The following is a 23,782-nucleotide window of genomic DNA, read 5'->3' as shown; positions in this document are numbered from 1 at the left end:
CATGAGCGTCGCGCCCGCGGCCGAGAAACGTCCGCCTTCCGCCGCGCCGGCGGAACGGGCGGCGTCCGCGGCGCGCGCGGACCTCGAGGAATCACCGTCGTCGCCGCCGGCCTACGTGCAGGCAGCGGCGGGCCCCGGTGGCATGGCTGCCGGTGGCGGCGGCGGCGGCGGTGCTGCGGGTGGCGGTGCTGCGGGTGCCGAGGGCGGCGGGCGGAATCGCGCGGCGGCGATCCACGGCATTGCGCGTCACGGGGTGGCGACCGCGTCCGCGCCCTTGCCGTACGCGGCGACGATCCAGCAGGCGTTCGGTCGCCACGACATCCGTCATGTTCGCACGGGCAGCGACGGCGCTCCGAGCAGCGCCGCGTCGCGGCTGGGCGCCCGGGCGTTCACGATCGGCGATCGCATCGCCTTCCGTGGGCCGCCGGACCTGCGGCTCGCCGCGCACGAGGCGGCGCACGTCGTGCAGCAGAAGGCGGGTGTCCAGCTCGACGGCGGCGTCGGCAAGGTCGGCGATCGCTACGAGCGGCAGGCCGACGAGGTGGCCGATGCCGTCGTCCGCGGGCAGTCGGCCGAGGCCCTGCTGAACCAAGAGCGGGGCGGCGGCGAGGCCGGCGTGCAGATGGCCTGTAGCTGCGGCGGGACCTGCTCGAGCTGCAGCGGCGCGGCGGATCTCACGAGCGCGGCGGTGCAGATGCAGCTCGATGCCCTCGCCGAGCGGGACTTCGAGCCCGCGATGCTGGACGTCGGTGGGGGCGCAGGAGCTGGGCGAGAAAGGGGAGCGGGCGGTCCAGGAGGTGGCGGCGGTGGAGGCGGGCCGGCGGCGGATGGGGGCGGTGGCGCCGGCGGCGGTGGTGGTGGAAGCGGTGAAGCAGCAGCCGGTGGCGGCGGTGGTGGAGGTGGCGCAACCGATGCAGCCGGTGCAGGCGCCGTCGCGGCGGGAGCCGCGCCCGCTCCCAATCCAGCGGTCGCGCGCCGGGCCGGAGCGGCGTGCCCCGCGCCCACCGAGCCACCCAGGCACACGCCTGACCAGTCGAGCGGCGAGGGAGAGTCGTGCCGTGACACAAACGAGCTGTCGGAGAGGCGCGCCCCGACCGAGCGAGATAGCGCGGGCACGTCGACCCAAGATCGACCGCGGGAGCCGGCCAACACAGAGATCCACGGCGACACCCAGAGCAGCAGCACGACCACCGAGGAGGCGCAGCAAAGCCAGCAGGCCGAAGCTCCACCACCTCCCCCTGCTCCTCCGGGCTGCGAATCGCAGGGCGGCGGTGGCGCAGGCGGAGGCGGACCGCAGGCCACTGGAGGCGGCGGCGGAGGTGGACCGCAAACCGCCGAGGGTGGAGGCGGCGGAGGTGGACCGCAAACCGCCGAGGGTGGAGGCGGCGGAGGTGGACCGCAAACCGCCGAGGGCGGCGGCGGTGCCGGCGGTCCATCTGTAGACGCTGAAGGGGAGGGTGGCGCTGCCGCTCAGGACGACGCGATGGGCGCTTCTCTGGGCGAGGCATCGGCTCGCCGCGCGGAAGCGATCGACGCGTTCCACACCGGGCGCGGCGCAATGGCAGCGAGCCGCGGTGAGGTGCTGGCCGCCACCGCCGAGGACGCCCGATTCGGCCCCGAAGGAGACCGCGAGACGCGCGAGGCAGCGGCGCAGGTGGCATCGAGCTCGCTGCGCGAGATGAGCACGGAGGCGCGCAATGCGCTGTTCGAGCTCGACCAGGAGGTGCCTCGCAGGCTCGGGACATCGCTCGTCGGCGTCAAAACGGACATCGAGTCAAAGCGCGATCGCGCGCTCGATGACATCGACGCCGCCTATGGCGCCGCGACGATGGCCGCCCATCGCGACGCGCGCGCGGCGAAGGGGGTGATCAACGCGCAGTACGTGGCGAGCGTCGTGCACGCCGTCACGACCACCGTGGCGGCGATGGGGCGCGTGCAGAGCGTGGCAGCGCGCACGACGCGGGCGATCGGCTCCGCGGAGAACGCCGAGCTCGGCGTCGTGCGCAACCTGATCTCGCGAGGTCAAACGGAGCTCCTCGGCGTCGGAACGAGCAAGGGCGGCGAGGCGATGAACCTCGGTCGCTCGTACTGGCGCCTGTACCACCGCGGGCGCATCAACCGGAGGGACAGCGCCCTGGACGGCTATCTGACGGATCGGCGCGCGGATGCCCGCTCCAACGCGGCGATGGAGACCGCGAAGAGCTACCGCGACGGGTTCGTGAACGAGGCTGCCGCTCAGGCGCGCCAGCTGGCGCGCGCGCGGGCCGGTCACTGCGCCACGGTCATCAGCTCGTCGCTCGGCGCGCAGGACGGCATCCAGCAGGGTGCGACGCAGGCTGTCGAGACGCTCGGACAGGTGATGACGGGCGCGCTCGCCGCGGCGGCGGCTCAGCGGCAAGCGCGCGCCGCGTCGGTCGACGCGCAGCTCGCGAACCAGCTTCGCCAGCTCGCTCGGCAGCGTCACGCCCAGCGGCAGACGGCGCGCGACACGGCCTATCTGCAGCGGCTGATGGTGGAGTCGGCCGCGCACGGCGTGGCCGGTGAGCTGCTGAAGGGGGCCGCGCAGGCCGGTCGTGGGATCGCCGACGCGCTGGCGCAGCTGCGCGCCGTGCTCGGCGCGGCAAGAGCTCCTCGACGAGAGCTGGTGCGCGCGGCGATGCGCGGTGTCCAGGGCCGCATCACGGCCCTGCTGGGCCAGCTCCGCGAGCGGCTGGGGTCCGGGCTGGACACGGCCGTGAACGGCGTCGAGGCGAGCCGCGGGACCGCGCAGCGTGCGCTCGACCGGCAGGTGGAGACCGCGCGCGACGCCGCCCGCCAGCTCAAGCAGGCCTTCGCCGAAGCGATGAGCCAGGCGTCGAGCAGCGCGGTGGAGGGCTTCACCCAGGCTCGGACCGAGCACTCGACCGCCATCGAGCGCCTCACCACGATGGTATCGCGGACCTTCGTGTGCGCGCTCTTGACGGTCATCTCCGGGTACATCCGGCTCAACCAAGGGATCCGGGACGGGATCGACCAGCAGAAGACGAGCCTGCGGAACGGCTTCGACCTGCAGATCCAGGGTGGGGTCGACCCACAGGGAGGAGACCGCAAGCCCGGCCTCGCGGCCGACATTCGCAAGTACGCCTGCGTCGCGGCGCAGAACGAGCGCCCGGCGTGGGAGACCGTCGTCACGATCCTGCTGGTCATCCTGATCGCGATCGTGGTCAGCGTGCTGCTCGGCCCCGTCATCGGGGCCGCGATCGGCGGGATGATCGGCGCCGGCTTGCTCGCGACGGTGATCACCGGGATCATCGTCGGCGCGATCGCCGGCGCGCTCTCGAGCATGGCCGGCTACCTGGTCGGCAACGCGCTGGCCGGCCGGCGCAGCACCGGCCGCGGGCTGTGGCACGCGGGCTGGACCGGCGCGCTGACCGGCGCCATCGGCGGTGGCATCGGCGCCTTCGGTGGTGCGCTCGTGAACGCTGCCGGGCAAGCCGGCGCGACAGCGCTCGCGCGCTTCACGGTCACCCTCGCGTTCGACATGGTCAGCGAGTACGCCTCGCAGGTCGTGATGAACGCTGTCGCGGGCAAGGGGCTCGCGAGCTTCACCGATCTCGATCTGCAGGGCTTCCTGATGTCGGGGGCCATCTCCGGCGCATCGTTCTTGCACGCCGCACGCGGTGCCCGCGGCGGTGGCGACGCCGGCGCCGCGAGAGCGCCGCACGAAGCGGGGCACGTGGCGCCGCGCGAAGCCGGGCGCCCGGCGTCCGCCGTGGGACGTGGCATCGCCGCTGCCGAGCGCGGCCTCGGTCGCGCGGCGTCGGCCGCGGGACGCGGCATCGCCGCTGCCGAGCGCGGCCTCGGCCGCGCGGTGAGCTCGGCCGGTGCCCGCGCGCCGCGCGCCGCCGCCGCGGTCCGTGCCGTCGGTCGCACCGGAACCGCCGTGCTAGGCGGCCTCGGCCGCACGCGCCTGGGCCGGGCCCTGGGCAGCGTACAGGAGCACGTCCAAGGCTTGGCCGAACGTTACGCGGCGCGCAGCTCCTACCGGACCTGGCAGGCCATGAGCCGTCGCACTGGCCGCCCCATCCCGCACGAGGTGACGGCCGCCTACCACGCCAGCTTCCCGGAGGGACGCGCGCCCGGTGCGCCGCACGAGACGGCCGCGCCGCACGAGGTGGCCGCGCCGCACGAGACGGCCGCGCCGCACGAGACGGCCGCGCCGCACGAGGTGGCCGCGCCGCACGAGGCGGCCGCGCCGCACGAGACGGCCGCGCCGCACGAGACGGCCGCGCCGCACGAGGCGGCCGCGCCGCACGAGACGGCCGCGCCGCGCGAGACCCCGCCGTCCGGCGACATCCCGCCCCCGACGGCGCAGGATCCACACGCGTCGCAGCGCAGCTCGCACTTCGATGCCCCCGAGATCGAGCCCGGCGTGGTCGGACGCGAAACCTCGGCGGGCCATACCGTGCGCGTGCTGCGCGATGGCCGCGTGATCGTGTGCTCGAGCTGCGGCGAGCTTCGCCTGATGTTCGCCGAAGAGCTGGCCTCGGGCGGGCTGATGCGCCGCCTCCTCGAGATCGAGGCCATGCCGAGCAGCGGCGGCAAGGCGCGCGCCGCGGCCGAGCTGCACGCGCAGCTCGTGTTCGTGCGCAACCAGAGCAATCGCGCTGTCGGCACAGGCCTGATCACCGGTGGCGACACGATCGCGACCCTGCGCCAGGTCGACTCTACCGCCAGGGCGTTCGGGGTCTCGAGCGCCGAGGTCTCCGGCCACGTGCAGATCATCATGGACCGCGGCCACCTGGCCGGCAGCGTCCGTCCGGAGAGCGCGTATGGCCAGGCGCTGTTGCGGCTCGCCGAGCGCATGACCGGTCCACGCATCGAGCCGCGCACGGGACCGCCGAGCCTGCGTGCGCAGCCGCCGGCCGATCCGATCCCCGGCAGCCCGCGCGAGCACGCGGTCGCGAAGGCCGAAGTCGGTGCCGATATCGCCGCGTATCTGCGGCAACGCCCGAGTCCTGCGCGCCCGGAGACCGCCGTCGATCTTGCGGGCGACGCGGCGCGCGGCATCCCGCCGGGCGACTGGCGCTACACAGAGGTCGGGCGTCGCACCGACACCGCAGGATGGCGGGTGCACGAGCAACCGCGATCCGAGACGAATCTCTTCATTCGCGGTCCCGGTGACTACCGCATGATCGTCACGCGACTGCGTCGGATCGCCATCGAACGCCTCGGCGCTTCGCCGGCCGAAGCCGATGCCGCCGCGGCGCGGATGTTCATCGACTTCCTCCAGCGCGGGACCCAGCCCGACATCCTCCAGAACCCGACGATCAGTCCGAGGACCGGAAGGCCGGTCGGCACGCTCGGGCAGGACATCGGCGCGCTGCCCGGCACGTCGCGGCTGATGGTCACCACGGAGGGCATGCGTTCGCGCACCCAATGGATCGATCTGGCGATGGTGCTCAGCGGCGTCACCGAAGGACGGACCGTCGGCGGCCGTTTGCTGACGCTCGACGCGCTCCAGGAGGTGATCCCGGCGTCGCACTCGGCGGGGCTCGACGCGTTCCCGACCAACCCCGCCGTCATCGAGCGCATGCGCGCACACGTCGAAAACGGTCCCGGCAGCGGCCCGGTCCACGCGGACGAAGCGGTCATCTTCGCGCCGAAGGGTCCCGAAGGCGACGCCCGACACGCGGGCGGCTCGACCGGCGCGCGCGAAGCGCCGCGATGGGCTGAGGCCGGTGGACCGCTCCCTCTGTCTGGTACGACCCAGGCCGTCATCCAGCGGAATCGCGCTATCCTCGAAGCGATGCGACGTCATGCGCTGCTGTGGGAGCTCGCCCGCCAGATGCCCGGCGGCGGCACGCGTCAAGAGATGAGGCGACTCGTGATCGACATCCTGTTTGGAGGAACGCTATGAGCGAGCTGATCGTCCTGCCTCTCGGTCGTGGCCCGACCCGCGACGGCGAGCGGATCGCCTTCGCCGCCGCTCAGCCCGACGGGCGCGGCGTCGTCGCGCGCGTCGCCGCGGCGAGCGAGGCCGAAGCGCTGGCCGAGGTCGAGAAGGCGACCGCCGGCCACCGCGTCGCGTGCGCGCCCGAAATGGCCGAATCTGCGGCTGCGCGAGGGTGGGCGGTGCGCGAGCTATCCTACGGCGAACGGCTCGAGCGCGCACACGCGGCGGTCGCGATGTTCTGCGAAGGGATCTTCGACGACGTCAGTCACGCCGCCGCGGTCATCGAGTTCCTCGAAGCCGCGCGCGCGTTCGAGCAGGCGTGGGGCGATCGCGTGCTGTGGCGCGCCGATGTGCGCATCACAGGCGAACTCACCGGCACGGCGCACGATCTCCGCTACGGTGTCGCCGCCTACGGCGTGCCCGAGTGGATGATCGTCGCGTTGCCGTCGGAGCAGATGGCGCGCGTCGAAGCCGGAGCCGCGCGTGTCCGCGACGCTGATCGGCTGCAGGTTGCGCTGCGGACCGAGCCGGCCGCCGCGGTCGCCGCGCTCGCCGATGCGTACGGCCTCGCGCACGTACCGCTGCCGAGCGTTCACGTCGACGGGCGCGGTCATCGCGTCGACCTGCGCTTCCTCACCTGGCTCACGGTGATCATGTATGCGATCAAGAACCGTATCGCCGGGCACAACGGCACCCGCTATACGCCGATGGTCGGCGGCGACTTGCTCGCGGCGGTCGGCGACGTCGTGGTCGGCTGATCGCGTGGCCGGCTTCGGCTTGCCGATCAGGCGCGCGAGCAGGTCCATGGGGCGTGTGCAGAGCGGGGCAGCGCCCACGGCGCGAGCGATCGGCTCCGCGGAGAACGCCGAGCTCGGCGTCGTGCGCAATCGGATCGCGCGAGATCAACAGCTCTCCCGGGGGGCGCGGTGACACCGGAGCGGCGGGTGCGTTTGCTCCGGCTCCACGGCCCGGACGACGCCGCCGTGCGGCGCGGGGCGCTCCTTGTCGAGGACGCGCTCCGCACCGCCTCGCTCCCCGGCGCGGATCGCGGCCGCCTCTACATCGTGCGCCGCCTCTCTCTGGGCGCGATCGATCCCTCGCTCCCTCCGGCCGCGATCGCCGTCGAGATCGAGCGCCGCTTCGAGGCCCTGCGCGTGACCGCGGTCCACGCCGAGTCCGACGGCGCGGCGTCGGCCAGGGCCGTCTACTTCCACGACGACGTGGAGCCCTTCGTCTTGCTGGCCCGGCGGGTGGCGACGGGAGCCGCCGTCTCGGCGTGGTTCTGGCCCCTCGCCGTGCGTGGATACACGCCGTCGCTCCCTGCGCCGAAGGCCCTGGAGGTCACGCTCGCGGGCGCGCTCGACACGCCGGCCGGCGCGGCCGCCGTCGTGCGGATGACGGCCGAGCTGGGCGAGGCTGCCCTCGACGCCCTCTGCGGCGCGCTCCGCCCCGGCACCGGCGAGGCCTTGCTCCTCCGCTGCAACTGGGGCGCGCCGCCGGCCGTCGTGCGTGAGCTTGTCCGTGGCGCGCCCGCGCTGGGCGGGATCGCGCGCCTGGCGCCGCCGTGGCCGAGGGTGTTGCGGAGGTGGGTCGCTCGCTGGGGCGCGGCCGACGCTCGCGCCGTCTGGCTGGCCGCGGTCGCCGCGTGCGCGGGGAGCCCGTCGCTGGCCGCGGACCCGAGGCTCTCGGCGCGTGGCGCGCAGCTCGCCATGATGGCCGCGAATTTCCCCGAAGCCGGCGCGGCAGAAGAACCGGCGGACGACGCTGCTGCCTCGCGGCCGCCGATCGAGGCGCCGCGGGCCGAGCAGCCGGAGCTCGAGGCGGAGGTCGCGGCTCCGCGCGCGGCCGGCGTCCCGCCGGACGCCGCGCCCGTGGCGGGCTCGGCCTCCAGCGCCGACATCGTTGCGCCGAGCGCGGAGCCTGTACGTCCCGCCATGCCGGCCGTCCAGCCCGGCGACGCGGTCTCACCCGCATCTCCGGCGCCGGCTGTGCCCACGCGGCCTTCCGCGCCACCCTCGGTTGCTGCGCCCTCCGTAGCCGCTTCTCCTCCGGCTGCCGGCGAGGGCGCGACAGCGCCGCGCCGCGGCCGCTCATCGGGCCGCGAGCCGCTCTGGCACGGCGTGCCGATGGCCACCGCCGCCGGCGGCCTGCCTCTCGTGATCAGGCCCCTCATGCGGCTGGGCATCACCGACTGGCTCCGCGACCACCCTGCCGCGCTCCGGGGCGGGTTCCCTGTGCGTCTGATGGCGCACATCGGGGCGTGGTGCGGGGTCTCCCCCGACGACCCGGCGCTCGCCGTCTTCGACCCGCCCGCCGAGCCGCTCCCCGAGCTTGCCGCCGAGCCGCCGGAGGTGTGGCGACACGTGTTCGGCGAGGCCACGTGGCAGGCGCTGAGCCGCCGCCCAGCGGGCGCGCCGGCGACCTGGCGCCTGGCCGTCTCGCTCTGGCTTCGCCGCGTCGCCCGGCTCCCCCTTGGCCGGGTCGTCCGGCGCCCCGGCCGGGTCGTGGCCACGCGCACCCACGTCGACGTCCTGTTCCCCCTTGCTGCGGCGGACGTCCGCGTGCGCGCCGCTGCGCTCGACGTGAACCCCGGCTGGGTCCCCTGGCTCGGACGGATCGTGCAGTTCCACTACCTCGAGGAGGTGTGACGCGCGGCCAGCGAGGCGGCCCGGCGAGAGGATGCCGCCGCGGCTCATCCTGCGACGGGCGACGCCGCTCGAGTCACCTCGGCCTCAGCTCCGTGAGGACGAGCAGGTACTCCGGCGGGTTGTTCGGCGTCAGCTTGGCGTACGGGTTCTCCTGCGTCGGGAACCCGGTGAAGCGCTTCCCGTTGTACTCGCCCCAGGACGGGTTCTTGAAGAGCGGGATCACCGGCGCGGCCTGCACGAAGATCATCTGCAGCTCGTCGAGGATGCGCTTCTGCTCGGCCGGCTCGGTGGCGGCCTCGAACTGCTGGAACAGCGGATCGGCCTCCTTCGCGCCGAAGCGGTGCCAGTTGCGGGCGGCTGTCTCGCCCACCGGCTTCAGCAGATCCGCGCTCATGAGATCGCGGTAGAAGTTGTAGGGCGTGGGCTCCACGGTGGTCCAGCCCATCGACATGTCGAACGTGCCCTTCTGGAGCGCCTCGAAGAACGCGCTGAAGTCGTACGTCTTGAGCGACGCGTCGATGCCCAGCTGCTTCAGGTTCTGCGCGATGATCTGGACCGCGCGGACCCAGTCGGACCAGCCGGTGACGACGTTGATCTCGAAGCGCATCGGCTTGCCGTCCTTCGCCCGGATCCCGTCCGCGCCCTTCGCATAACCGGCCTCGTCGAGGAGCTGGTTCGCCCTGTTCACGTCGAGCTTCACCCAGTCGCCCGCCGCCACGGCCTTGTCGTTGCGGAAGCGATTGTAGGAGTCGTCCAGCCCGGTCGCGTCCGCGCCGTGCGTGTAGTTGTTCGCCGCGATCTTGACGATCTGCTCCCGGTCGATGCCCATGCTGATCGCCTTGCGCACGCGCACGTCGTCGAACGGCTTCTTCGTCGTGTTCGGATACAGCGTGGCCGTGCCGCCGACGAGCGGGAACCAGTAATGATGGTTGGCCGGATCCTTGGCGACGAAGACCTTCTCGATTTCGGGGACGAAGGCGCCCGCCCAGTCGATCTCGCCGTTCATGAGCGCCAGGCTGATCTGGTCGTTGCCGGGGTAGGCGGGGAAGCGCAGCCCGTCGACGGCCGGCTTGCCCGCCTGCCAGTAGTTCGGGTTCCGGCCGAGCTCGTAGACCTGGTTCTGGAAGACCTTCACCTCGGTGAACGGCCCTGTCGCCACGGGGTTCTCGTTCGCGTACGTGACGGGGTCGGCGACGTCCTTCCACGTGTGCTCCGGCACGATCGGCTGGTGCCCGATGTAGCTGAGCCCCGGGACATAGGCCCGCTTCAACGTGAACTCGACCGTCGCGTCGTCCTTCGCCGCCACGGTGTCGATGAACTTCCAGACCCCCGAGAGATCGAGCGCCGGGTGCTTCCTTAGGAGCCCGAACGTGAACGCCACGTCCTTCGCGGAGAACGGCTGGCCATCGGACCACCGGACCTTCGGGCGGATCGCGAACGTGAGCTTCTTGTTCCCGTCGCTCCACGCGTGGCTCACCGCGAGCCACGGCGTGTACTCGTTTTTCATCGTGTTGTAGATGAGCATCGGCTCGTAGATGCCGGCGAGCGTCGGGAACCGCACGCTCCCCTCGGAGAGCAGGGGGTTGAAGTTCCGCACCCACGAAGCCTGCTGTTCCCTCGCGATCGTGACCATCGCCGCGCCCGTCGCCGCCGGCTTCGGCGCGGGCGCCGCCGACCCCTCCGGAGCGCCGCGCGCCGCCTCGGCCCTCTCCTTGGAAGAGCAGCCCGCGGCGGCGCTGGCGGACAGCGCCAGCGCCGACAGGAAGAAGATGCGACGCGGCATCGGCCCAGTCTTCATAATAAGCCTCTCCACGCGGGCGACCTCGGGCCCCCGCGACGCCAAGTCTCCGTGACAGCACGCGGCGCCGTAGCTCGGCAGACAGAGAACGAGGGGCGACCGCACGAGATCCCCCATGCCGCGCTCGACCTCGCGGCACGAACTTTACCGGTTAATTCGACTGGAAGTCAACGCACGGGCGCGGCCGTTGTCGCGCGTTCCGTTGTCGTCGTCCGTCGCCCCTGTGGCTGGAGTCCTGGCCTCCCGCGGCCCCCATGCCCGCTGTGCTCGAGTCCCCGCCGCCCTCGTCGAAGCGCTGGACAATGAACCGATTAAGTGATTATCTTGCCGCGCTTCCCGCGTGCCTCGCCGCCACGTCGTAGGGGCAGTGTGCGCGCGGGTTGCGCGATCGCGTGCTTGGTTTCTTAGTTTCTTCTAAACCCGCGCACGGGACAGGTCCTCTCTTCGCCGTGCGCCCCGCCCAGGCCTTGCCACGCAGGGCGTGATCTGCGCGCCATCCGCGGTCCTGCGCGGTCTGCCAGGGCTCTGGTCGACCTGCACAACGAGGAGGGGTCGCCGTGAGCTCACGCGTGGTCGAAGCCGTACGTCGCCAGGTGCAATCCGGAGAGAGGCAGAAGGAGATCACGATGAGCGTTCTTCATGGATCGGTGGCTGGTTGGGCCGGAGCAGCCCTCATCGCGTCGAGCCTCTCCGCGGGATGCGTGGATGGCTCGGGCGACCCGCAGGGCTCGGAGCAGGAGACGACCGGAGCGGGCGGGGGCGCGACGGGCGCGGGCGGCGGGGCCACCGACGTCACGTCTGGCGCCGGCGGCGCCACCTCGGGCAGCGATGCCACCTCGGGCAGCGGCGTGACCTCGGGCAACGGCGCCAGCTCAGGCAGCGGCGCCACGTCGGGCGCGGGCGGCGCCAGCTCGGGCAGCGGCGCCACGTTGGGCGCGGGCGGCGCCAGCTCGGGCAGCGGCGCAGGAGGCGGGGGTGGCGAGGAGTCGCCGGGGTTCTCGGTGCGCGGCCGCTTCCTTTACGATCGCTGCGGCGAGAAGGTGCTGCTCCGGGGCATCAACGAGATGGTCGTGTGGCTGTCGTCGGGGCCCGACGGCCTGCCGGAGTTCGCGGAGATCGCGAAGACCGGCGCCAACGCGGTGCGGATCGTCTGGCTCGCCACGGAGTCCTCCGCGGGCCTCGATCAGGCCATCACCAACGCGCTCGCGCAGAAAGTCATCCCGATCGTCGAGCTGCACGACGCGACGGGGAAATGGGATCTCCTGCCGACCCTCGTGGACTACTGGACGAGGGCGGACGTCGTCGCCGTGATCAAGAAGCACGAGCAGAATTTGCTTGTCAACATCGGCAACGAGGTCGGGGACCAGGTGGACAACGCGGCGTGGGAGGCGGGCTACAAACAGGCCATCACCCGGATGCGCGGCGCCGGCATCACGGTCCCGCTCGTGATCGACGCCTCCAAGTGGGGGCAGAACATCGACCAGCTCCAGGCCGTCGGCCCCGCGCTCGTCAAGCACGACCCCAACATCCTGCTCAGCGTCCACATGTGGTGGACGGACGGGAGCGGGGCCACGATCACGAGAGAGCTGGAGGAGTCCGTGGCGCTGAACCTGCCGCTCATGGTCGGCGAGTTCGCGCAGCACGCGGTGTACGAGTGCGGCAAGCACCCGTTCGATTACAAGACCCTCCTCGCCAAGAGCGTCGAGCACGAGGTGGGGTGGCTCGCCTGGTCGTGGGGTGCTGTCAAGAACAGCGACTGTCAGAGCGACGGACCGTTCGACATGACGACAAACGGCACCTTCGCGGGGCTCACCGGCTGGGGTCGCGAGGTCGCGGTGACCGACCCGAACAGCATCCAGAAGACCTCGGTGCGCCCGCGCTCGATCGAGACCGGATCGTGCAGGTAGGCGTGACGACACCACCCGCTACTACGCTCCGCTATTCTGCCGGCACCGGCGCGAAGTAGACTTGCTTGGGGCCGATGGCGTGCCCGGCGGGGATGGGGGTGCCGAGCTCGTCGAGGCGGAAGACGTCCGGCGGGAGGCGGAGCGACTCGCGCAGCCGGTCCATCGTGGCCGGGACGAACGGGTAGAGCATGATCATCAGGTTCTTGAGCACGTAGAACGAGGAGAAGAGGGCGTCGCGACGGCCCTCCTCCGGGTGCCGATCGTCGTGCGGCTTGAACTGCGCGAAGAGGCTGTTGATGACGCGCGCGTAGTTCTCGATCTCGAAGAGCAGCGTCGGGTAGTCGGCGCGATCCATCGCGCGCACATAGCGCTGGACGATGCGCACGGTGTCCGAGACGACCTTGTCGAGCAGCGCGCCGTGGGGCACGCGTCCATCGAATTTCGAGTGCGCCGCCGAGATAGGCCGCTCGAACGCCGCGTTGAGCGGCCCGGCGAGGAACCGGTTGCGCTCGTCGAGCTTGGCGACATCGAAATTCGACGGCTTCTCCGCCAGGCCGAGCAGCGCCAGGTAATACCGGATCTGGTCCGCTGAATACCCCTTCTCATCGAGGAGCTGATCGGCCGTAAAGAAGTTTCCGCGCGACTTGCTCATCTTCTCGCCCCCGACGAGCAGGTGGAAGCACCCGAGGACGTCGGTGAGCTGCAGCTCGCCGGGCGCCGGCAGCCGGCGCGGATCCGGCTGCGTGCCGAGCCACATCGCGCCCTGCATGAGCACGTAGAAGAAGACGTTATCCTGTCCGAGGAACTGGTAGATCCTCGCCTCGGGATCGCACCAGAAGTCCACGTACCGGGCCGGATCGACGCCTCGCCGTGCGAGCGCGACCTGCGAGAACGCGATGGGCGCGATCAGCGAATCGGGCCAGACATAGAGCGTCTTGCCGGCCAGCTCCGGATCGATGTCCACCGGTAAGGAGAGCCCCCAGGCGACGTCGCGGGTGATGGCGCGGTGGGCCCAGTCCTCCACGGGCTCGCTGGGGACGCCGTGGCGCGCCAGCGCGGCGCGGGCCTCTTCCATCTCCGGCTTGCTGCCGAGCTGCAGCAGGACCTTGCGATCCTGCGTGAACTTGGCCTTGTGCTTCGGCAGCGTCGCCTTGATCTCCTTGTACGTCGGGGCGAGGTCGGCCTCGAAGCGGAGCGACGGCATCACCGTGTTCAGCACGTCCGCGAGCACCGCCGGGCGCCACGAGCCCTGCTTGCCCTGGATCCACCCCCGCAGCGTCTCGGATACGACCCACATGTCGAGCCACCAGTGCGCGGTGTCGCGCATCACCGGCGTGGCGCTGCTGAGCGCGCTGCGCGGATGGCCGAGCTCCGTGGGCGAGTGCTGGTGACCGCAGCGATCGCACTCGTCGCTGTACGCGTCTTCGTTGTCGCACTTCGGGTTCGGGCAGCGCCCGCGCACGAAGCGGTCGGGGAGGAAGCACTGGAGCTCCGGATCGAACCACTGGCTGCTCGTGCGCTTTTCCAGCAGGCCGTTCTCGTGCAGGCGCCGCAGGAAACGGTGCGCGAGCTCCTGCTGGATCGGGAAGCACTCGGGCCGCGAGGTCCCCGAGTAGACGTCGAGATCGATGTCATATCGGCGGAGGCTCGCGTGCTGCTTCTCGTGGATGGCGTCGATGAACTCGCGTATCGGCACCCCCGCCTGCCGCGCCGCGATCTGGCTGGCGGAGCCGTGATCGTCGGTACCGCAGACGAACAGGACGTTCTGGCGGCCGATGACCAGGCCCAGCCACCGCGCGTGGATGTCCGCAGGGACGTGCGCTCCCGCGAGGTGCCCAAGGTGCAACATGCCGTTGGCGTAGGGCATGCCTGCGGTGACGACCGCCCGCCTGGGCCTGCGAACCTGGCGAAGGACCGAGGCGACGTCGGTCGGGGCGCCGTGATAAGATGCCATCGAAGGCCGATATAGCCCAGCGGGCCCATCCGCACAACGGTCGCGCCTCTGGCTTCCTCCGTCGCGTCTGTCGTTGAAAATGCCAACGATGAGAGGATTTGTCAGCCAGAGAGGGAAAGGAAGGAGTCTATTGAAGACTTCCACTTTCACGGCGATCAGGCCCGCTCGGATCACGCGCAGATCACGGCGCGTGTCGTGGGGCAGGGGCGCTGGTGGTCGCTCGCTGGTCTGGGACCACTCGCCCATCCGCGCAGCCGACGAAGGCGACAGGTCCCCGCGGGTGGGGTTCGATGCGACGCGGCCTGGCCGGGAGGGCCTCCAAGCCAGGCCCGCGTGACGCCGGCAGGCGCCGCGGACGCAGCCGGGGCGCCGCGCGGCGCCGGCGGGCCGCCCTGGCGTCGCCCTGCGTCAGTCCAGGCCCGAGCGATCCGTCGCGCCCGGAACCCGCTTCTCGTCTAGACTCGCGGTCGATGGCCGACCTAGCCAGGCAAGCCGCCCCGGACCAGGCACGGCAGCAGGTACCCCCGGAGAGGCCCACCCGACGCTGTCCCGTGTGCGGCGTCCGGTACCCGCTCGACTTCCTCGTCTGCCCCATCGACGCGACCGCGCTGGAGCTCCAGGGCGTGACCGCGACCGACCCGATGGTCGGCGAGCTGCTCGCGGGGAGCTTCTGCATCACCGGCGTCATCGGCGCGGGCGGCATGGGGCGCGTCTATGTCGCCGAGCACATCCGCCTGCCGAAGCGCTTCGCCGTCAAGGTGCCGCACGAGCACTTCGCCAGCCACCGGGAGGCGATGGCGCGCTTCGAGCGCGAGGCGCAGACGATCGCGCGGGTCGGCAACGAGCACGTGATCGACGTCGTCGACGTCGTCCGCCTCAAGGACGGGCGCCCGTGCATGGTGACCGAGCTGCTCAAGGGCGAGGACCTCGGCGGCCTCCTCGACCAGGTCGGCAAGCTGCCGCTCCCCACCGCCATCACGATCTCGCGCCAGGTCTGCCGAGGCCTGGCCGCGGCCCACGCGACCGGCGTCGTCCACCGCGATCTCAAGCCGTCGAACCTGTTCCTCGTCCGGCGCGAAGGGGGCAGCGTCCACGTGAAGATCCTCGATTTCGGGGTCGCCAAGGTGCTCGACGGCGCCGACCTCACGCGCACCGGATCGGTGGTCGGCACGCCCCAGTACATGGCGCCCGAGCAGGCGCGAGGCTCGGCCGACGTCGACTCGCGCGCGGACATCTACGCGGTCGGCGCCGTGCTGTACCGCATGCTGACCGGCGAGCGGCCCTTCCCCGAGGAGGAGCCGACCCGGACCATGCTCCGCCTGCTCACCGAGGATCCGCGGCGCCCGCGCGACATCGACAAGACCATCCCGGAGGGGCTCGAGGCGCTGATCCAGCGCGCCATGGCCCGGGCGCGCGAGGACCGTCCGCCGTCCGCCCAGGAGCTCGATCGCCTGCTCGCGGACTTCGATCTGCAGGATCCGCTCGCGCCCTCGCGGGCGCTCGGCGTGGGCGTCGCGGCGACCGACGGCGCCCCGAACGACGAGCGGGCCACGGTCGTCATCCCGAACGCCCAGGGCCAGAGCGCGGACGACGTGACGCGCAAGGCGCGGCGCGCTCGCCCCGTCGCGTCGCTGCTGTCCATCGCGGTGAGCCTCGCCGCGGGCGCGGCCGTCTTCACCAGCGCCGCGATGGTCCTCCGCAGGGTCTACGGCATCACCGATCGGCGGGCGCTCGGCGAGAGCCACGTCCTCATCGCCGCGGGCGCCGCGGGAGCGCTGGCGTTCCTCGCCCTCGTCGGCACCCTCCGGGTCCTCGTCGGCCGCTGGCGGAGCGCGCCGGCCATGGAGCGCCTCGGCAGCGGCCTCCTGAGCGCGCTCGTGTGGCTGTTCATCTCGTGCGGCGCCCTCGCGCTCGGCGCCGCCGCCTACAACGCGTTCGCGCTGCCGATCCCCGCGCTGGGGCTCGACCCGGCCGACTGGCTCGGCTGGATCGACGTCGGCGTGATCGCCCTGCCGACCCTTATCGCGCTCGTCATGCTCGCCGTGGCGCTGCGTCGCGTGACCCGCGTATCGTAGCGGCGCGGGCGAGGCCGCAAAATCCGCCCATCCCGCGAGCCCGTCAGCATTTTCTCACGCATTCGATAGCTTGTAAATAGGTGGCTCGATCGGCGAGATCCGCGGGCTCGCGAAGCACCCCACGAGGAGGCGAGATCATGCCCGCACGATTCAGGCCCGAGGTGTATGCCGTCGATTTCGGTACTTCCAACTCGCTGCTCTCGGCGGCCAGCGCGGAGGCGACCTGCCCGCCCATCCCGCTCGACGCCGCCGCGGCCGATCCGACCGTCCTCCGGAGCCTCTTGTTCTTCGGGCAGGAGCGGTTCTCCTGCGGAGCGGCGGCGATCAGCGACTTCGTCGCGAACGGCATGCAGGGCCGCTTCATCCGCTCGATCAAGAAATACCTCCCCGACCGCAGCTTCTCCGGCACGCAGATCGGGCACCGGCTCGTGACCATCGAGGACCTGATCGGCCGCTTCCTCCGGGAGATGCGCGAGCAGGCGAACCGGCACTTCGACGCGGACGTCACGCGGGTGGTGCTGGGCAGGCCGGCGAAGTTCGCGACCGATCCGGCGGACGATCGCCTGGCCGAGGAGCGGCTCGGGCGGGCGGCGCGGATCGCGGGCTTCAGCGAGGTCTCGTTCTGCCCCGAGCCGGTCGCCGCCGCGCACGACTTCCACCTGGAGCTCGACCGCGGGGCCGTCGTCCTCGTCGCGGACTTCGGCGGCGGGACGTCCGATTACACGATCGTGCGGATGCGGCCGGAGGGGTTCTCGCCGTCCGACGTGCTGTCGCTCGGCGGCGTCTCTGTGGCGGGCGACGCGCTCGACGGCAGCCTCATGCGCCACAAGATCGCCCGCCACTTCGGCGCGGAGGTCACCTACCGCGTCCCGCTCGGCTCGAACCAGCTGACCATGCCGCGCTCCATCGTCGAGAAGCTCTGCTCACCGGCCGACATGACCGTGCTCCAGCACCGCGATGTCCTCGCCTTCCTCCGCGACGTGAAGGCGTGGTCCCTCGGCCCCGAGGATCGGCGGCGCATGGACCACCTGCTCTGCCTCGTGGAGGACTCGCTGGCTTTCCGGCTCTTCGAGGAGATCGAGCGCAGCAAGTGCGCGCTGTCCGGCGAGGCGGCCACGGAGTTCAGCTTCGATTACCCCACGATGCACATCCGCGAGCGCATCACCCGGGAGGAGCTCGAGGCCGCGAGCGAGCGGCAGATCGACGCCATCCTCGGCGCGCTCGACCGGACGGTGGCGGACGCGGGCCTGTCGTTCGGCGACATCGACGTCGTGTGTTGCACGGGCGGGACCGCCAGGGTGCCGGTCCTCCGGCGCGGCATCGAGCGGCGCTTCGGCGAGGGCAAGGTGAGGCAGCTGCGGAGCTTCCACTCCGTCGTCCAGGGGCTGGCCGAGCGCGCGCGCAGCATCGCGGCCGCGTCCTGCTGAGCGGGCGCCGGCCCCGCCGGTCGGCGAGGCGCTGCCGTTCGACGCGGCCCCGCCCGCTGGCGACGCGGCCCCGCCCGCTGGCGACGCGGCCCCGCCCGCTGGCGACGCGGCCCCGCTCGCCGCCGCGGCTCCGCCGTCGAGCCAGCGGGGATCGCCCTCGACGACCCACGGGTACGCCTCGTGGAGCGCGCGCTCCATCAGGCCGCCGTAGCTGTGGCCGGCCCCCACGGCGTGGACGACGCGCGCCGTGACGCCGCCGCGCTCGAGCACCTCCCGCGTCCTGCGCGCCTGCGCCGCGCAGTCGGCCCGCCCGCACGCGAGCAGCACCCGCGCCCCACCGCCGCCGTGAAAGCGCCGGGCGGTGCCCGGCGTCCACTCGTCGAAGCTGCCGTATCCGCCCTCGATCAGCGCCGCCCGCGCGAAGCGGACAGGGTGCCCCGGCAAGAGCAGCGCGCCCATGATCGCCCCCTGCGAGTACCCCGCATAGATCGGCTCGCGGAGATCCACCCGATCCCCGAAGCGCGCCGCCAGCGCCGAGACCGCCGCGGCGACCTCGCGGCTCAGCGCGTGATGATCCGGGTAGTAGAAGATCCGTCCATCGTCCGGCGCCCGGACGTCGATCGGCTTGCCGCGCGGGCAGAGCACGAAGCCGGCCCCTCGGACGATCTCGCGCCAGATGTCGCAGTGCCACTCCGGCCGATCGCCGGCGCCGTGCGCGACAACGAGCACGGGCCGCGGCCCGTCCCCTCGCGGCGTCACGACGACCGCGGGGCCGAAGTCCGGGACCTCGAGCGCGACGAGCGCAGGCTCGTCCGCGGGCGGCGGAGGCTCCGGCGCAGGCCGAGGCGCGCTCTCCGGCGCATGCTCCTGCCGCGTGGCGGGCGGATCGCTGCGGCCGACACGGCCGAGAGGAGCGGCGAGCGGCGCGCGCGCGCACCCCTCGGCGCCGATCGCGAGCGCGATCCCGAGGACGAGCGCTCGCGGGCCCGAGGCCGGCCGCGCGCGCCGGCGCGTCGCACGTGTCGCAGATGCCTCACGTACCGCGCGTGTCGTACGGGTCGCACGGGATGCGCTCATCGCACGTCGGAGGGTGACCACCCTCAGCACGGGAATCAAGAACCGGACAACACGCCTATCCCGGAGATCCTCGAGCGCCCGGGAGCTCGCGGCGCCTCTCGGCAGATCGACGCCGAGCTCGTCCGCCTGCTCGCCAAGCGTCGTGCGAGCTCGACGGCGTCGGCGTGGCGTCAGGCGGCGACGAGGACGATGCGGCTCACCTCGGGCGGCGCTCCGACGCGGGCGGGCGGTCCGGCGGTGCCAAAGCCGCGGTTGATATAGAGATGCGAGCTTCCACGCTGGTAGAGCCCGGCGACATAGCCGTGAGGGAGCAACAGATCGCCCGGCCGCACCAGGAGGTTGACCTGGCCTCCATGGGTGTGACCGCTGAGCTGCAGGGCCACCTCGCCGGCCGCATCCGGGAAGAACACGGGGTTGTGGCAGAGCAGCACGCGCGGCAGATCGCGGGGCACGTCCGCGAGCGCCCGGCCGAGGTCCGGGCCGCCGCCGGGGACCCGCCCTCGCGCCCACACATCGTCGACGCCGAGCAGCGCGAAGGCGCCGCCGGCATCGCCCACGACGCTCCCGCGGTTCCTCAGCACCCGGGCGCCGCCGCGCTCCAGCGCCTCGAGCGCCGCGTCGATGCCGGCGTAATGGTCGTGGTTGCCCGGGATCGCCGCGACGCCGTGCCGAGCGAGCGGGCCGAGCCTCCGCGTGAGGCGCCCGAGGTGCTCGGCGTACCTCGGATCGAAATCGACGAGATCGCCCGTCATCACGACGAGATCGCCGCGGGCCTTGCGCACGAGATCCTCGGCGGCGCGCATCTCCGGCTCGCCGACGAACACCCCGAGGTGGATGTCGGACAGCTGCACGATCGCGAAGCCGTCGAGGCTGCGCGGCAGGCCCGGTATCGGGATGGCGACCTCTTCAATCGTGTAGTCGTGTCTCCCGACCAGCGTGCCATATAGCGCGCTGCCGCCGCCGATGAGGAAGGCGGAGCCGGCGGCCCCGTTCGCGAGGAAGTCGCGGCGGGCGAGCGCCGGCAGCTCGATCGGCGGCGGGGTCGGCAGGGCCGTGGGGCCGCCGTCCTCGCGCGCCCCGCCCTCCGCGGGGAGGGGCGCCGCGCCGGCAGCGGGGCTGGACCCGCCTTCCGCCCGTGCGGGCGCCGTCGCGCGCTGGAGCGCGGCGCCTCCGAGCCGGGCGATCAGCCGGCCGAGGTCCACGACGGCGAGCAGGACCGCGGAGATCAGGACGCCGAGCGAGAGCGTGCTGCCGCCGAGCCCCATCCCGCGGAGCACCCCGTCGGGCAGCGCGCCGCGCCCGAGCCGCGCGACCGTCATGGCGACGATCCCTGCGGCCAGCAGGTACGCGAGCGCGCGCCGGGCGCGCACACCCAGGCCGAGCAGCGTGGAGGCGCGCCGATGCACGTACAGGCCCAGGACGCTGAGGACGACGACGATGATCAGCCAGAAGGCGGGGAAACGCATGGGAAGCTCTGTACGAAAGGGGACGGAAGCCTAACCGATCGGCGGCGGCCGGCCAGAGAGCGCTCCAGGACGGCCCGGCGTCGGCAACGCGCAACGCGCTGCGACGCATTCCGCGACACGCGGGCGTGGCGTGCGATCTCCCTCGCTGTCACGTCATGAGCGCCGGGCCGGGAAGAGGCCCACGCGCGCGCCGCGGGCGAGCGGCGCACTCCACCTCTCGACGTCGGCCGCGCGCGATGGCGCCGTGCGTCGCCACCTTGCATGACGCCAGGCGCAGCGCTCCGAGGAGCCCTGGTGTGCGCTGTGGCTCGGAGAGTGGGAGTTTGCCGTCGCTGACAACGTTGGAAATAGAACTGAAACCCTTCTATGAGTCTGCCGTGTCACATCCAGGCCCAGCCGTGCTCGCAACTCTGGAGTCGCGCTGATTACGCGTTGCGTTGGATGGACGGCGTTCGCCCCCGCCGCCGGCGCGTTCTCCCCTTGCAGAATCCCCGCAGCTTCTCGTGGCTGGACGCGCGTAGAACGCAGGACGCACGCACGAGTAACGCACGAGTAACGCACGAGTAACGCACACCTAACGCGCGTCGAAAGGCGTCGGTCGTTCTAGCGTGCGCGGAAAAATACCTACATGGCGCACTACGACGCATGCGTGCTGGCCTCGGATAGCCGTCGTTTGTCCTTGCCCGAGAGAGGCCTGTGGTCTAAATTCGGCCCGCTATTTGACGCGTTGAATTGGCTGGTTTCTTCATTGAAGTAATGAGAGGCTTAATATGCTGAGAAGGAAGACGCATCAGCTGGGGTTGGCAACGTCGGTTGCGGTCATTCTCGCGCTCGCGGCGTGCTCGGACGGGGGCGGTGATGCGACGACGGAGGGGACGGGCGGCAACACCAGCGGCGCAGGCGCGGGCACCCCGACGGGCAGCGGCGCGGGCACCCCGACGGGCAGCGGCGCGGGCACCCCGACGAGCAGCGGCAACGTCGACCCGACGACGAGCAGCGGCAACGTCGACCCGACGACGAGCAGCGGCAACGTCGACCCGACGACGAGCAGCGGCAACGTCGACCCGACGACCAGCGCGGCTTCGGGCGGCAGCTGCTCTCCTGCGGTCGACATCAAGGCGCCGGACGGCAACCCGTTCGCGGGCGCTGAGCTGTTCGTGGACCCCGGTTACGTGACCAAGGTCGACTCGTCGATCGCGATGGTCACGGATACGGCCCTGAAGGCGAAGATGGAGAAGGTCAAGGAGATCCAGACCGCGTTCTGGCTCGACACGATCTCGGCGGTCAGCAAGCTCCCGGCCTACCTCGACGCGGCGCTCAAGCTCCAGAACGAGCTTTGCAAGCCGGTCACGGCGCTCATCGTCGTCTACGACCTTCCGAACCGCGACTGCCACGCCAAGGCGTCGAACGGCGAGCTCCACCTCAATGAAAACGGCACCCAGCGGTACCGTGAAGAGTACATCGCCCCGATCAAGCAGATCCTCGCCGCTCACTCGGGTCAGCGCATCGCCGCGGTCATCGAGCCCGACTCGCTCCCCAACATCGCGACGAACCTGGGCACGGAGAACTGCGACGAGGTGACGGGGCAGTCCTACAAGGACAACGTCGCGCACACGCTCAAGGAGCTCAACATGCCGCACGTGTACCAGTACATCGATGCGGCGCACTCGGGCTGGCTCGGGTGGCCTGACAACCAGAAGAAGGGCGCCGCGATCTTCGCCGAGGTCATCAAGGCCGCCGGCAGCCCGGCCAACGTCCGCGGCTTCGCGACCAACGTCGCGAACTACACGCAGCTCAGCTACAGCACCGAGAAGTACGATCAGCAGAGCAATCCCTGCTACGGCGAGCTCGACTACGTCGATGCCATGGCCTCGGCGCTCTCGGCCGAGGGCCTCGGCGACAAGCACTTCATCATCGACACGAGCCGCAACGGCGTCGGCAACATCCGGGACGACTGGGGCTACTGGTGCAACAACAAGGGCGCGGGCATGGGCCAGCGGCCCAAGGCCAGCCCGGGTGGCGCGACGAACCTCGACGCCTACGTGTGGGTCAAGCCGCCGGGTGACTCCGACGGCGTGGGCAAGGCGGGAGAGCCGCGCTATGACTCGTTCTGCGGTATGCCGAACGCGGACACGCGCGCGCCGCAGGCGGGTGTCTGGTTCCACGATTACTTCGTGGAGTGCGTGAAGAACGCCAACCCGCCGCTCTGATCGGCGGGTCGGCCTGCTCCAGGCTGTGACGAGCGCGCTCGGCTGAGCGCGCGGCCGGCGGCCGGGGCAGGCGAGGAGCGTGAGAAAAAGGGGTCTACCTTCCCGCGGACGACGCGGCCCGCTGGAGGGTAGACCCCTTGGAAAAACGCTCCTCGCCTGCCCCGGCCGCCGCGCCGCTTTCAGCGACATCATCCCCAGCACAGAGGGCCCGCGGCCTTTGATGGCCGCCATGCGGCCGCGCCGCGGCGGGCCGTGGCATGGTGGTGCGCGGTGCACGACTCCATCACGCTCGAACAGCTGCGCACGTTCATCGCGGTCGCCGACGAGGGCAGCTTCTCGGCCGCGGCCAGGAAGCTCCGGCGCGTCCAGTCGGCCGTGAGCCACGCCATGGCCAACCTGGAGAGCCAGCTCGGGGTCGCCCTCTGGGACAGGTCGACGAGGATCCCGGCGCTGACCGAGCACGGCCGCGTCCTGCTCGGCGCCGCGCGGCGGGTGTGCGCCGACGCGGACGCGCTCAGCAGCACGGCGCAGCGGCTCGCCGGCGGCCTCGACCCGCTCGTCTCGCTGTGCGTCGACGCCATCTTTCCGCTGTCCGCGCTCGTCGATCTCTGCGTCGAGTTCGCGCGCGTCTACCCCACCGTGGAGCTCGTCGTCCACACCGAGACCATGGCCGCCGTCGCCGATCGGGTCCTCGAGGGGACGTGCCAGCTCGGCGTCGTGGGGCCGACGGCGACGGCCCAGGGGCTCGAGCGCCAGCACCTCACCTCGGTGCGCATGGTGCCTGTCGTCGGCAGGACACACCCGCTCGCCGCCGCAGAGCCGCGCGGCGCGCGCGTCTCGACCGAGCAGCTGCGCGAGCACGTGCAGATCGTGCTGAGCGAGCGCGGCGGCGCGCGCTCGCCGGAGCAGGCCGTCCTGTCCCCGCGCACCTGGCGCGTCGTGGATCTCCAGACAAAGCGAGAGCTCCTGTGCGCCGGGCTCGGCTGGGGGAACCTGCCAGAGCACATGATCCGCGACGACCTCGGCGCCGGGCGCCTGATCCGCATCTGGCCGGCGGCGTGGGGAGACGACGAGCACGTCCTGCCGCTCGCCGTGATCCACAGGCCGGGCCTCGTGCAGGGCCCCGCGGGGCAATGGGTGCTGAAGCGCCTCGTCGAGCTCTGCCGCCAGCACGTGGGGGGCCCGGAAGCGCCGCCGTGACCCGAGGTCGCGCGGGGATCGCGCCGGCGAGGCGCGCGCGCGGGCCCGGAGGGGCGCGCGCTCGCCGCGCACCCCGGCGCGCGCG

At 72.0% G+C, this 23,782-nt stretch carries 12 protein-coding genes and 1 pseudogene; 9 read left to right on the top strand and 4 right to left on the bottom strand.

What is annotated here, in order from left to right; translation table 11 throughout:
• Window position 1: 1 nt before the first annotated feature.
• Window positions 2-421, top strand: a pseudogene (locus WME90_RS42180) (eCIS core domain-containing protein); the annotation flags it as partial.
• A 1,391-nt stretch (window positions 422-1,812) separates the two neighbouring features.
• Here the strand turns inward: WME90_RS42180 and WME90_RS42175 are convergent.
• A complete protein-coding gene (locus WME90_RS42175) occupies window positions 1,813-2,007 on the bottom strand; it encodes a hypothetical protein (RefSeq protein WP_437283768.1) in 195 nt (64 codons plus the stop codon).
• A 211-nt stretch (window positions 2,008-2,218) separates the two neighbouring features.
• Here WME90_RS42175 and WME90_RS42170 point away from each other — a divergent pair, with 211 nt between their 5' ends.
• The 3 genes from WME90_RS42170 to WME90_RS42160 all read left to right on the top strand — a co-directional run bounded on the left by WME90_RS42170 (window position 2,219) and on the right by WME90_RS42160 (window position 8,583).
• Entirely contained in the window at window positions 2,219-5,899 is a 3,681-nt protein-coding gene (locus tag WME90_RS42170) for a hypothetical protein (RefSeq protein ID WP_437283767.1), read from the top strand.
• Window positions 5,896-6,693, top strand: a complete 798-nt coding sequence (locus WME90_RS42165) for a hypothetical protein (RefSeq protein WP_437277745.1) — start codon at window positions 5,896-5,898, stop codon at window positions 6,691-6,693. The genes WME90_RS42170 and WME90_RS42165 overlap by 4 nt, the downstream gene beginning before the upstream one ends.
• Window positions 6,694-6,879: 186 nt before the next feature.
• Complete coding sequence (locus WME90_RS42160) at window positions 6,880-8,583, top strand: hypothetical protein (RefSeq protein WP_437277744.1); 1,704 nt, start codon at window positions 6,880-6,882, stop codon at window positions 8,581-8,583.
• A 73-nt stretch (window positions 8,584-8,656) separates the two neighbouring features.
• Here WME90_RS42160 and WME90_RS42155 read toward each other — a convergent pair whose 3' ends face one another.
• Complete coding sequence (locus WME90_RS42155; RefSeq protein WP_437277743.1) at window positions 8,657-10,366, bottom strand: ABC transporter substrate-binding protein; 1,710 nt, start codon at window positions 10,364-10,366, stop codon at window positions 8,657-8,659.
• 641 nt (window positions 10,367-11,007) lie between these two features.
• On the opposite strand from WME90_RS42155, the gene WME90_RS42150 reads away from it, so the two are divergent.
• A complete protein-coding gene (locus WME90_RS42150) occupies window positions 11,008-12,288 on the top strand; it encodes a cellulase family glycosylhydrolase (RefSeq protein WP_437277742.1) in 1,281 nt (426 codons plus the stop codon).
• Between the two features lie 31 nt (window positions 12,289-12,319).
• On the opposite strand, the gene WME90_RS42145 is transcribed toward WME90_RS42150, so the two are convergent.
• Window positions 12,320-14,242: a methionine--tRNA ligase gene (locus tag WME90_RS42145; RefSeq protein WP_437277741.1), complete on the bottom strand. Its 1,923-nt coding sequence runs from the start codon at window positions 14,240-14,242 to the stop codon at window positions 12,320-12,322.
• A 551-nt stretch (window positions 14,243-14,793) separates the two neighbouring features.
• On the opposite strand from WME90_RS42145, the gene WME90_RS42140 reads away from it, so the two are divergent.
• Together WME90_RS42140 and WME90_RS42135 are read left to right on the top strand one after the other, a co-directional pair.
• A complete protein-coding gene (locus WME90_RS42140; protein ID WP_437277740.1) occupies window positions 14,794-16,317 on the top strand; it encodes a serine/threonine-protein kinase in 1,524 nt (507 codons plus the stop codon).
• A gap of 137 nt (window positions 16,318-16,454) precedes the next feature.
• Entirely contained in the window at window positions 16,455-17,744 is a 1,290-nt protein-coding gene (locus tag WME90_RS42135; protein WP_437277739.1) for an Hsp70 family protein, read from the top strand.
• A 1,247-nt stretch (window positions 17,745-18,991) separates the two neighbouring features.
• Here WME90_RS42135 and WME90_RS42130 read toward each other — a convergent pair.
• Window positions 18,992-20,287 carry a metallophosphoesterase gene (locus tag WME90_RS42130; RefSeq protein ID WP_437277738.1) on the bottom strand — a complete coding sequence of 432 codons (1,296 nt, stop codon included), beginning with the start codon at window positions 20,285-20,287 and terminating at the stop codon, window positions 18,992-18,994.
• A gap of 800 nt (window positions 20,288-21,087) precedes the next feature.
• Between WME90_RS42130 and WME90_RS42125 the strand changes: the two genes are divergently transcribed.
• Window positions 21,088-22,497 (top strand): glycoside hydrolase family 6 protein, encoded by a 1,410-nt coding sequence (locus WME90_RS42125; RefSeq protein ID WP_437277737.1) that lies wholly within the window; start codon window positions 21,088-21,090, stop codon window positions 22,495-22,497.
• 270 nt (window positions 22,498-22,767) lie between these two features.
• Window positions 22,768-23,697 carry a LysR family transcriptional regulator gene (locus WME90_RS42120; protein ID WP_437277736.1) on the top strand — a complete coding sequence of 310 codons (930 nt, stop codon included), beginning with the start codon at window positions 22,768-22,770 and terminating at the stop codon, window positions 23,695-23,697.
• The last annotated feature ends 85 nt before the right edge of the window (window positions 23,698-23,782 follow it).

Origin of the sequence: Sorangium sp. So ce375, assembly GCF_051473855.1 — a bacterium.
Taxonomy (GTDB): Bacteria; Myxococcota_A; Polyangia; order Polyangiales; family Polyangiaceae; genus Sorangium.
Note: the sequence above shows the minus strand (reverse complement) of the source record. Positions and strands in the feature narration are given on the sequence as shown.

Excerpts from the sequence above, each read along its gene's own strand:
- WME90_RS42145 (WP_437277741.1), bottom strand. The coding sequence starts at position 14,242 with ATGGCATCTTATCACGGCGCCCCGACCGACGTCGCCTCGGTCCTTCGC.
- WME90_RS42130 (WP_437277738.1), bottom strand. The coding sequence starts at position 20,287 with ATGCGTTTCCCCGCCTTCTGGCTGATCATCGTCGTCGTCCTCAGCGTC.
- WME90_RS42155 (WP_437277743.1), bottom strand. The coding sequence starts at position 10,366 with ATGCCGCGTCGCATCTTCTTCCTGTCGGCGCTGGCGCTGTCCGCCAGC.
- WME90_RS42165 (WP_437277745.1), top strand. The coding sequence starts at position 5,896 with ATGAGCGAGCTGATCGTCCTGCCTCTCGGTCGTGGCCCGACCCGCGAC.
- WME90_RS42135 (WP_437277739.1), top strand. The coding sequence starts at position 16,455 with ATGCCCGCACGATTCAGGCCCGAGGTGTATGCCGTCGATTTCGGTACT.
- WME90_RS42150 (WP_437277742.1), top strand. The coding sequence starts at position 11,008 with ATGAGCGTTCTTCATGGATCGGTGGCTGGTTGGGCCGGAGCAGCCCTC.